Genomic DNA, 10,571 nt, shown 5'->3' with positions numbered 1-10,571 from the left:
CACGAACGAAAAGCTCGCGACGCTGGAACAGACCACCTTCCTGCGCGGCGATGGCGGCTTCGGGGGGGGGGGGGGGGGGGGGCGGGGGCCCCCCCCCCTGCTTGCCGGATGGGACGTGGCCGATGGCGGCCGGCGCTGGCTGTTCCGCATCCGCGAGGGCGCTCGCTTCCACGACGGCAAGGCCTGCGAGGCTAGGGACATCCTGGCGATGATCCAGGGCATCCTCGGCTCGGTGGACATGTTCGGGATGAAGTGGAGCTACAGCCGCTACCTGGCGCGCGCCACGCTCTCCGCGCCGACGCGGACCACACTGCTGGTGGACAATCCCGACCCCTTCGCCGACATCCTCGACATCTTCTCCGAATTCTTCGTCTGCCGGGAGGATGCCCGCGGCGCGCCCGTGCTCGGCACCGGCCCCTATCGCGTGGCGGGCTTCGAGCAGGACGTCTCCGCGACGCTGGAGCGCGTCGGCGCGACGGCTGGGCCCGAGCGCATCACCGTCCGCGCCATCCCCGATCCCGCCGCGCGGCTGGCGGCGCTCCGGGCAGGCGCGGCGGATGCCGCGATGCAGCTCGAAAGGCTGGCGGGCGGGCCGGGATTCGAGCCGGACCTGCACTGGGGGCGCGCGCTCAACACGCTCTCCGTCATGCACTACCTGAACTGCAGCGCGGGCGCCTTCGTGCATCCGGCGGCGCGGCTGGCCATCAATCACGCGGTGGATCGCCAGGCGATCCTCGACCGGCTGTTCCATGGGCTCGGCGTGCTCTCCGCCACCGTGGTCAGCCCGCTGCATCTGGGCTCGAAGGCCGCGGCGCTGGCGCCCATCCGCTTCGACCCGGAGCGGGCGAAGCGGCTGTTCGACGAGGCCGGCACGAGCGCTCCGATCCGGCTGCGCACGCCGCTCGAGATGCCGGAGAAGGCGCGCGAGATCACGCAGGCGGTGGCGGATTCGCTGGAACGCATCGGCCTCGCGACACGCATCGAGGAACAGCCGGATCGCCCCGAATACGCCCGCGAGGTCGGGCGCAAGACGATCGGCGACGTCGCGATCTTCGACAGCTCGCCGCACTCCACCTTCCGCGTCCTGGACGACAAGATCTCCTCGGCCAACCGCGCGGTGTGGTGGCAGGGCTATCACGACGCGGAGGCCCAGCGCCTGATCGAGGCCGCGAACCGTGCGGTGGCCGACGATGCGCGCGAGGCCGCCTACGGCGCCGCGCTGCGCCGCCTGCATGAGAACCCGCCCTGGCTCTACCTGTTCCACCCGGTCGAGGTCTTCGCGGCGCGTCCGGGGGCGGGGCGGTTCACGCTGGAAGGCAGCGGGATCCTGCGCGTGGAGGGCTGACGCGCGGCGCCGGGCCCGGCAGAGTGGAGCTTCCGCAGGAAGGGAGCCCCGCCATGTCCGCCGAGAAGCGCCTTGCCGAGCTCGGGATCGCGCTGCCGAGCCCGCCGCAGCCACTGGCCAACTACGTGCCATGGCGCATCGGTGGCGGGCTGCTGTTCCTCTCGGGCGTCGGGCCGCGGCGGGCCGATGGCAGCAACATCACCGGCGTCCTCGGCGCCGATCTGGATGTGAAGGCGGGCTATGAGGGGGCGCGGCTCTGCGGGCTGAACCTGCTGGCCAACATGCGCTCCGCGCTCGGCTCGCTGGACCGGGTGGACACCATCCTCAAGGTGCTGGGGATGGTGCGCGGTACGCCCGACTTCGGCGAGCAGCCGGAGGTGATCAACGGCTGCACCGACCTGTTCGTGGAGGTGTTCGGCGAGCAGGGCCGGCCGGCGCGCTCGGCGGTCGGCATGGGCAGCCTGCCGCGCGGCATCGCGGTGGAGATCGAGGCGGTGGTGCTGATCCGCTGAACGCGATGCGCCGGTCTCAGCGCCGGCGCAGCGCCTCCGTCACCAGCAGCATCAGCGCGGAGATCACGAACAGCAGGCTGGCCGCGGCGAGGATCGTCGGCGTCATGTATTCGCGCACATTCGCGTACATCTGGCGCGGCAGCGTGAACTGGGCGGGACCGGCCAGGAACAGCGTGATGACGAATTCGTCGAGCGATGTGGCGAAGGCGAAGACCGCGCCCGCCGCGACGCCCGGCCAGATGCGCGGCAGCAGGACTCGGCGGAACGCCATCCAGGGCGACGCGCCGAGGGATGCGGCGGCGCGCAGCAGCGTGCCGTCGAAGGTCGCGAGGCTCGCCAGCACGGACACCAGGACGAAGGGCACGGCCACGACCGTATGGCCCAGCACCAGCCCAGGCAGCGTGCCGGCCAGCCCGACCAGGGAGAAGGCGAAGAACATCGAGGCCGCGGTGACGATGAAGGGCGTCACCATCGGCAGCGTCAGCAGCCCGAGCAGCACCGCGCGCGCGCGGAACTGGCCGAGATGCAGCCCGAGCGCCGCGGCCGTGCCGAGCAGCGTCGCGACGATCATGGTGGCGCCGCCGACCACCAGGCTGTTGCGCGTGGCCAGCACCCAGCGGTCGCTGCCGAAGAAATCGGCATACCAGCGGAGCGAGACGCCGCGCGGCGGGAAGCTCAGCAGCTCGGTCGGCGAGAAGGAGAGCCAGAGCACCGCCAGCATCGGCAGCGAGAGGAACAGCAGCACCGCCGCCGTGACGGCGAGCAGCAGCACGGGGGGCCGCGTCATATCCGGGCGCCGGTGGGCGTGGCGCCGGTCAGGGCGCGCAGCAGCGCCACCACGGCGGCGGCCATGGCCAGCAGATAGGCCGAGAGCGCGGCCGCCATGCCCCAGTTCACGTCGCGGTTCAGGAACTGCGCGATGAACCAGGCGACGAGCTGGTCCCGCTCGCCGCCGAGCAGCGCCGGGGTGATGTAGAAGCCGACCGCGAGCAGGAAGGTCATCGCCCCGCCGGCCAGCACGCCGGGCATGGACAGCGGCAGCCAGACGCGGCGGAACCGCAGCCACGGCCCGGCCCCGAGCGAGGCCGCCGCCAGCAGATGCCGGCGGTCCAGGCGCGTCATCACGCCGACCATCGGCAGGATCGCGACGGGAAGCAGGATGTGGATCGTGGAGAGCAGCACCGCGATCCGCGTGCCGACGAGTTGCAGCGGCGCCTCGGCAAGGCCCAGGAAGACCAGCGCGTCGTTGATCGGCCCCTCGCGCTGCAGCAGCGCGAACCACGCGGTGCTGCGCACCAGCACGGAGGACCAGAAGGGCATCAGCACGAGCAGCAGCGCGAGCGAGGACCAGGGCGGGCGCAGCGCGGCGATGCAGGCGGCGACCGGCCAGCCGAGCAGAAGGCAGGCGCCGGTGACGATCACGCTGACCCAGAGCGTGCGCAGGAACAGCGTGACGAACACGGCCTGGTCCGGGTCCACGCGGCGGATCTCGCCATCCGGCGTCCGGGTGAGGTCCAGCGCGCGCAGCAGATAGAGGGAGGTCGTCGGCCCGCCGGCCCGCCGCAGCAGCTTCCAGGTCTCGGGGTCGGACCAGCGGGGATCGAGCGCGGGCAGGCTTTCCGCGTAGGGCGCGGCAAGCCGCCCATGCGCGCGGGCGGTCCGCAGCAAGGCCGCGCGCAGCCCGCTGCGCTCGAAGTTCAGCCGCTGCGCCAGCGCGCCGATCCGCCGCTCCTCCAGCGCGGCGGCCGCTTCCTGCGCCAGCGCGGCGAAGGCCGCTTCGGGCGGCAGGCCTTGCCCGTCCCACGCCGCCAGCGCGGCGCGCGTGCGCGGCAGCGTCTCCGCCACCTCGCGGTCGGTCACGGCGGTGAGCAGGGTGTTGCCGACCGGCAGGAAGAAGGCGAAGCCGAGCAGCAGCAGCAGCGGCGCCAACAGCGCCGCCGCCAGGAGTTTCTGCCGGATCAGCGGTTGAGCCAGGCGGCGAAGCGCTGCTCGAGATCAGGACCCTGGTCGAGCCAGAACTCGGTGTCGATCTGCAGCCCCCGATCCTGGTGCCGGCTCAGCATCAGCGGATAGCGCTCGCGGATCGCGGCATCGTTGGCGACGGCGGCGGTGACCGGATTGATCGGCCAGAGCTCCGCCAGCGCCCGCAGCGGCGCCGGATCGGTGATGAAGTCCACCAGCCGCATCGCGGCGTCGCGATGCGGCGTGCCGCGCACCACCGCCCAGTAGTCATAGGCGAAGAGCAGCGTGTCCCAGTTCAGGTCGAGCTTCGCGCCATTGCCGATCGCCGTCGCGACCCGGCCGGTGTAGCCGGCCGCATAGGCGACCTCGCCCGCATTGACCAGTTCCAGCGGCTGCTGGCCGCCGGTCCAGAACTGCAGGCTCGGCCGGATGCGGTCGAGCGCGGCGAAGGCCCGCCGCTGTCCTTCGGGCGTGGCGAGGACGCGATAGACCTCGGCCGCCGGCACGCCATCGCCCATCAGCGCCATCTCCAGCGTCATCCGCGCGCCGCGGCGCACCGCGCGACGGCCGGGAAAGCGCTGCACATCCCAGAATTCCTGCCAGGTGGTCGGCCCGGTCGGGTTGCGACCGATGTCGCGGAACACCGCCACGCCCCAGCCGATGGCGCCCGTGCCGCAGGTGGTCGTGCCGCCCGGCAGGAATTTCTGGCGGTTCACCACCGACCAGTCGATCCGCTCGAAGATGCCGTCCTCGCAGCCGCGGATCAGATCAGGCGCCTCCACCATCACCACGTCCCAGGTGACGTTGTTGGCCTGCACCATCGCCCGGATCGGACCGACATTGTAGTCGTAGGAGGCATCGCGCAGCGGAATGCCGGTCTGCCGCGTGAAGCCGGCGAACAGCGTGCTGCGCATGTGCTCCTGCAGGCGGCCGCCGCCCGCGACGATGGTGAGCTCCCGCTGCGCCAAGGCCGGGCCGGCGCCGAGCGCCAGGACCGCCAGCAGGACAAGAAGTCTTTTCATCGGGAGCCCCCTCAGGCCATGTCGGGCGGCGGGATGCCCGCTGCCTCGGTGATGTGCCAGCCGGCATTCTTCCTGTCGTAGTAGGCATTGAGCAAGCGCGTCGTGACCGGGCCGGGCACGCCGGCCCCGATCGGCGCGCCGTCCAGGCGGGTCAGCGGGAACAGGCCGCAGGAGGTTGCGGTCAGGAATGCCTCCTTCGCCCGCGCCAGATCCTCGGGCAGCAGCCGGCCATAGCGGGCGGGGATGCCGAGGTCGCGCGCGATCTCGAACATGGTCCGGCAGGAGATCCCGGGCAGGACATTGGCCTCCGGCGAGACGAGCTCGCCATCGACCAGCGCCACGAGGTTGAAGCCCGGGGCCTCGGCCAGCGCGCCGTCGGGCGCGAGCAGCAGGGCGATGTCGGCGCCGGCATCCTTCGCGACGAAGGTGGCGCGCTGGAAATCGCCCCAATGCGTGTTCTTCCAGGCCGGGTTGACGGATTCGGCCGCGATCCGCGGAATGCCGCGCACGATCATGCCATGCAGGCCGCGCCGCATCTCCTCCGGCTGGCCGCGCAGGATCAGCGGCGTGACCGTGGCGAAGAAGCGGTGCGCGACATGCCGCGCGGGATCGCGCGTGCCGGGCACCGCCGTGCCGCGGGTGCAGGCGAAATACACCAGCGTGTCCGCCAGCCCGCTGCGCCGCACCAGCTCCGCCAGGATGCGGCGCAGCTGCTCGCGCGTCATGCCCGGATCCAGGCGCAGCCCGGCGCAGGAGGACAGGAAGCGATCGAGGTGATCGTCGAGGCGGAAGAATCCCCCGCGCCACGTATGCACCACATCATAGGTCATGTCGGCATACATCAGGCCGAGATCGCGCACCGGCACGCGCGCCTGGTCCAGCGGGACCACCGCGCCGTCCACGAAGGCGACGGCCTTGGTGAAGTCGGCATTCTCGGGCGTGAGATGGGCGGGAACCCTCAGCGTCTCTGCCATGCGCAAGCCGTCGCGCCGCGCACCGGCACGGTCAAGCCCCGATCGGCAGACGCAGCGCGCCCTGGTCCGGCGTCTCCGCCCAGGCCGCGAACGCCGCGGAGGCCGGGACACGCCCCGCGCGGATCAGGCCGAGCCATGTCTCGGCCGCGCGGACGAAAGGGTTGACGCCGCGCGGCCAGATGGTGAGCGATAGCGCCTCCGCCAGTTCCGCCTCGGCGACGCCCGCGGCGAGCGCCGCCTCGATCTCCGCCTCCAGGCCCCAGCGCTGGTCGCAGGCGGTGTGGATGGCGGCGAGGCAGGTCCGCGCGAGCGGTTCCGTGACCGCGCCGTCGGCCAGCAGCGCGCGCGCGCCGGCGAGATAGGCCTCGCGGATCGGGGTCGCGGGGAAGTGCCCGCCCCATGCCCCGTCCAGGACCGCGTAGCGCGCGGCGCCGGCGCCCCAGGCGGCGAGACGGAACAAGGCCATCGCTTGCGCATCCGTGCCGCCGGCCGCGCGGAACTTCGCGAGGTGGTGCGTGCCTACCGGCTCCGCGCACGCCGCGAGCACGGCGAGCCAGACCGACTCCCGCGCCAGCGGCGCGAGATGCCGCCGATCCAGCGTGAGGGCGCGGTACATCGCCTCGTAGCAGCCATGCAGCTCGGGCAGGGCAGCGGCCATCAGGCCGTGATGCGGCAGGACGAAGCCGCGCGCGGCGCGGATCGCTGCGAGGCGCGCGCGCACCTCCTCGGCGCTCGGGGCTGTCATCGGGGCAGCGTGGCGGCGGCCGTGCCGGTCGGTCAATGGGCGGGGTTTCCCTTGGCGGCGCTTGTGCTTCAATGCTGCCAACGACAACCACAGGGAGACACCACGATGCGCCGTCGCCATGCCCTTGCACTGCTGGGCGCCCCGCTGATGCTGCCCGCGATCGCGCGCGCGCAGGCCTGGGCGCCGAGCCGGCCGGTGACCATGATCGTCCCCTTCCCGCCCGGCGGCCCCACCGACCTGGCGGCGCGCCTGATCCAGAACGGCATCCAGCCCGTGCTCGGCCAGCCGGTGGTGGTGGACAACCGACCGGGCGCCACCGGCGCGATCGGCTCGCGCTACGTCGCCCAGGCGGCGCCCGATGGGCACACGCTGCTGGTCGCGGCCAGCGGAACGCTCACCATCAACGAGGTGGTGATGCGCAGCGCCGGCTACGAGACGGAGCGCGACTTCGCGCCGATCACCCTGGTGATGAGCGTGCCGAACATGCTGGTCGTGCATCCTTCCGTGCCGGCACGCACCGTGCCGGAAGTCGTCGCCTGGATGAAGGCGCAGAGCGGCGGGGTGAACTATGCCTCGAGCGGCGTCGGCTCGTCCGAGCAGCTCGGCATGGAGCTGTTCCGCCTGCGCACGGGCACCGAGGCGACGGCGGTGCCCTACCAGGGCGGCCCCGCGGCGATGCAGGCGGTGATCCAGAACCAGGCGCCGATCGCGATGCTCAATGCCGCGACGGTCGGGCCGCAGGTGCAGGCCGGCGCGCTGCGCGGAATCGCGGTGGCGGGCCCGCGCCGGATGACCACGCTGCCCGACGTGCCGACGATGACCGAGCAGGGCGTGCCGCAGATCGTCAGCGGCAGCTGGACCGCGGTGGTCGCGCCCAGGGCCACGCCGGCCAACATCCTCGATCGGCTGAACGAGGTGATGGTCGCCGCGCTGCGCGCGCCGGATGTGCAGGAGCGCCTGGGGCGCGTCGGCTTCACCGTGGATGCTTCGAGCCGCGACGATCTCGCCCGGCTGATCGCCAACGACCTCGCCCGCTGGCGCCAGGTGGTGCGCGAGGCGAATATTCCGCAGAACTGAAACGGCCGCCGCCGCAAGCAACGGCAAGGCTCATCGAGGCAGACGACAGGACCGGTGCGCGGAGCGGCGCCCGGCACGTGGCGGCGGCATTGTCGTCGAGGCTCCCCTGGACCAGGGCGCGCTCCGGCGCGAGGATGCCGGCCGAACCATCGACAGGGGGCAATGTCATGAGTGGCAACCAGGTTTCGCGCCGCGGCGCGCTGGCCGGCGGCGGTCTTGCTGCGGCGGCGCTGATCGGGCTGCGCGCGGCGCGCGCGCAGGGCGCGCCCATCCGGATCGGCGAGCTGAACTCCTACAGCCGCATGGCGGCCTTCTCGGTGCCGTATCGCAACGCCATGCAGCTTGCGGCGGACAACATCAACCGCGCCGGCGGCGTGATGGGCGGAAGGCCGCTGGAATTCGTGTTCCGCGACGACGGCGCGACGCCCGGCGACGCGGTGCGCGTGGCCGAGGACCTGCTGACGCGCGAGAATGTCTCCTTCATCGCGGGCACCTTCCTCTCCAATGTCGGGCTGGCCGTCGCGGATTTCGCCAACCAGCGCAAGCGCCTGTTCCTGGCGACGGAGCCGCTGACGGATGCGATCACCATGGCGCAGGGCAACCGCTACACCTTCCGCCTGCGCCCCTCCACCTACATGCAGACGCGCATGCTGGTGGAGGCCTCGCGCGGGAAGACGCAGAAGCGCTGGGCGATCGTCGCGCCGAACTACGAATACGGCCAGTCCGCCGCGGCCAACTTCAAGAAGCTGATCGGCACGGCCATCCCCGGCGTCGAGATCGTGGCCGAGCAGTATCCTGCGCTCGGCCGCGTTGATGCCGGCGCCACGGTGGGCGCGCTGCTGCAGGCGCGCCCCGATGCGATCTTCAACGTGCTGTTCGGCGCCGACCTCACGGCCTTCGTGCGGGAGGGCAACACCCGCGGCCTCTTCGAGCGGCGCTACGTGCTCAGCCTGCTGACCGGCGAGCCGGAATACATGATCCCGCTCGGCGACGAATGCCCGGAAGGCTGGGTGGTCACGGGCTATCCCTGGGACCAGGTGGAGTGGCCGGCGCACAAGGCCTATGTCGAGGCCTATCGTGCCCGCTTCAACGACACGCCGCGCAAGGGCAGCCTGCTCGGCTACGTCACCGTGCAGGTGATCGCCAATCTGCTGAACAAGGCGAACTCGCTGGACAACGAGGCGCTGGTGGACGCCTTCAAGGACCTGCGCACGGAGACCGTCTCCGGCCCCGTCACCATGCGCGGGCTGGACCACCAGGGCACGATGGGCACCTGGGTCGGCGAGACGGTGCTGCGCGGGCGCACCGGCACGATGCGCAACGCGCGCTATGCCGACGGCGCGAACTACATGTTCCCCGAGGCGGAGGTGCGCGCCGCGCGTCCCAGCGCCTAGTGGACCCCGCCTTCCTGCTGGTGCAGTCCCTGTCGGGACTGGCCAGCGCCTCCTCGCTGTTCGTCATCGCCTCCGGGCTGACGCTGGTCTTCGGCGTCACCCGGATCGTGAACTTCGCCCATGGCTCCTTCTACATGCTGGGGGCCTACATCGCCGTGACGGTCGTGCCCTGGCTGCTGGAGCTCGATCGCTCGCCCTGGCTGTTCTTCAGCGGCGTGCTGCTCAGCGCGCTCGCGGTCGGGCTGCTCGGCGTGGCGATGGAGTTCCTGCTGCTGCGCCGGATCTACAAGGTGCCGGAGCTCTTCCAGCTCCTGGCCACCTTCGGCGTGGTGCTGATGGTGCAGGATGCCGTGCTGTGGATCTGGGGGCCGGTGGACATCACCGGCCCGCGCGCGCCGGGCTTGCGGCACGGGGTGGAGATCCTCGGCCAGCGCTTCCCGGCCTATGAGCTGTTCCTGATCTTCGTCGGCCCCGCGGTGCTCGGCCTTCTGTGGCTGCTGATGCACCGCACGCGCTTCGGCATCCTGATCCGCGCCGCCACGCGCGACCGCGAGATGGTGGGCGCGCTCGGCGTGAACCAGGCCCTGCTGTTCACCGGCACCCTGTTCCTCGGCGCCTTCCTGGCCGGGCTCGGCGGCGCGCTGCAGATCCCGCGGATCTCGGCCTCGGCGCAGATGGATCTCTCGATCATCACCGAGGTCTTCGTCGTCACCGTCATCGGCGGCATGGGCAGCGTGACCGGCGCCTTCCTCGCCGCGCTGCTGATCGGGCAGCTGCAGGCCTTCGGCGTGCTGATCTTCCCCAAGATCACGCTGGTGCTGGTGTTCCTGCTGATGGCCGTGGTGCTGGTGGTGAAGCCCTGGGGCCTGCTGGGGCGGCCGGAACCGGCGACGGGCCGCGCCGCCCTGCCGGAAGGCATCCTCGATCCCCCGCGCTTCGGCACGGTCGAGCGCGCTTTGGCGGCGGCCGCGATCGCCGCGGCACTCGCCCTGCCCGCCTTCGGCGACGCCTACACGCTGAAGGTCGCGACCGAGGTGCTGGTCTTCGCGCTGGCCGCCTTCTCGCTGAACTTCCTGGTCGGCAATGGCGGCATCGTCAGCTTCGGCCATGCCGCCTATTTCGGCCTCGGCGCCTATGCCGCCGGGCTGCTCGTGACGCGCGCCGGCGTGCCGATGGAACCCGCCCTGCTGGCCGCGCCGTTGGCCGGCGGCGCCTTCGCCGCGCTGTTCGGCTTCTTCGTCGTGCGGCTCTCGGGCATCTACTTGGCGATGCTGACCCTCGCCTTCGCCCAGATCGCCTATGCGGTCTGTTTCCAGTGGGTCGAGGTGACCGGCGGCGACAACGGCGTGGTCGGCGTCTGGCCCTCGTCCTGGGCGGCGTCGCGCCATGTCTATTTCTACCTGGTCGCCGCCTGCGCCATCGGCGGCATCGCCGCGCTGCGGCATGTGATCTACGCCCCCTTCGGCGCGACCCTGCGGGGGGGGGGGGGGGGGGGGGGGGGGCGCGCCCGGCGCCCCGGGGGGGGGGGGGGGGCCCGGCC

At 72.0% G+C, this 10,571-nt stretch carries 10 protein-coding genes; 5 read left to right on the top strand and 5 right to left on the bottom strand.

Annotation, left to right across the window (positions count from 1 at the left end; genetic code table 11):
- The coding region (locus AC1MIR_RS25005) for an ABC transporter substrate-binding protein (RefSeq protein ID WP_480030885.1) at positions 1-1,345 on the top strand (1,345 nt) is incomplete at its 5' end.
- Positions 1,346-1,398: 53 nt separating this feature from the next.
- Positions 1,399-1,857 (top strand): RidA family protein, encoded by a 459-nt coding sequence (locus AC1MIR_RS25000; RefSeq protein WP_480030884.1) that lies wholly within the window; start codon positions 1,399-1,401, stop codon positions 1,855-1,857.
- A gap of 16 nt (positions 1,858-1,873) precedes the next feature.
- On the opposite strand, the gene AC1MIR_RS24995 is transcribed toward AC1MIR_RS25000, so the two are convergent.
- From AC1MIR_RS24995 to AC1MIR_RS24975, 5 genes are read right to left on the bottom strand one after another with little or no spacing between them, the layout of a single operon-like run.
- Positions 1,874-2,644, bottom strand: a complete 771-nt coding sequence (locus AC1MIR_RS24995; RefSeq protein WP_480030883.1) for an ABC transporter permease — start codon at positions 2,642-2,644, stop codon at positions 1,874-1,876.
- The gene (locus tag AC1MIR_RS24990) at positions 2,641-3,786 is read right to left on the bottom strand and encodes an ABC transporter permease (RefSeq protein WP_480030882.1); all 1,146 of its coding nucleotides are present in this window, start codon (positions 3,784-3,786) and stop codon (positions 2,641-2,643) included. Before AC1MIR_RS24990 ends, AC1MIR_RS24995 begins: the two co-directional genes overlap by 4 nt.
- Before the next feature lie 29 nt (positions 3,787-3,815).
- Entirely contained in the window at positions 3,816-4,841 is a 1,026-nt protein-coding gene (locus AC1MIR_RS24985; RefSeq protein WP_480030881.1) for an extracellular solute-binding protein, read from the bottom strand.
- 11 nt (positions 4,842-4,852) lie between these two features.
- Positions 4,853-5,815: an aminotransferase class IV gene (locus AC1MIR_RS24980; protein ID WP_480030880.1), complete on the bottom strand. Its 963-nt coding sequence runs from the start codon at positions 5,813-5,815 to the stop codon at positions 4,853-4,855.
- A gap of 31 nt (positions 5,816-5,846) precedes the next feature.
- Positions 5,847-6,560: a hypothetical protein gene (locus AC1MIR_RS24975; RefSeq protein ID WP_480030879.1), complete on the bottom strand. Its 714-nt coding sequence runs from the start codon at positions 6,558-6,560 to the stop codon at positions 5,847-5,849.
- Positions 6,561-6,665: 105 nt separating this feature from the next.
- Between AC1MIR_RS24975 and AC1MIR_RS24970 the strand changes: the two genes are divergently transcribed.
- The 3 genes from AC1MIR_RS24970 to AC1MIR_RS24960 form a co-directional block, all read left to right on the top strand.
- The gene (locus AC1MIR_RS24970) at positions 6,666-7,637 is read left to right on the top strand and encodes a Bug family tripartite tricarboxylate transporter substrate binding protein (protein WP_480030878.1); all 972 of its coding nucleotides are present in this window, start codon (positions 6,666-6,668) and stop codon (positions 7,635-7,637) included.
- A gap of 167 nt (positions 7,638-7,804) precedes the next feature.
- Positions 7,805-9,031 carry an ABC transporter substrate-binding protein gene (locus AC1MIR_RS24965; protein WP_480030877.1) on the top strand — a complete coding sequence of 409 codons (1,227 nt, stop codon included), beginning with the start codon at positions 7,805-7,807 and terminating at the stop codon, positions 9,029-9,031.
- Positions 9,031-10,571: ABC transporter permease (locus AC1MIR_RS24960; protein WP_480030876.1), on the top strand; the 1,541-nt coding region annotated here is incomplete at its 3' end. The genes AC1MIR_RS24965 and AC1MIR_RS24960, both read left to right, overlap by 1 nt.

This window comes from Falsiroseomonas sp. RANM36 (assembly GCF_056682175.1).
This window is presented reverse-complemented; position numbering and strand designations above follow the sequence as displayed.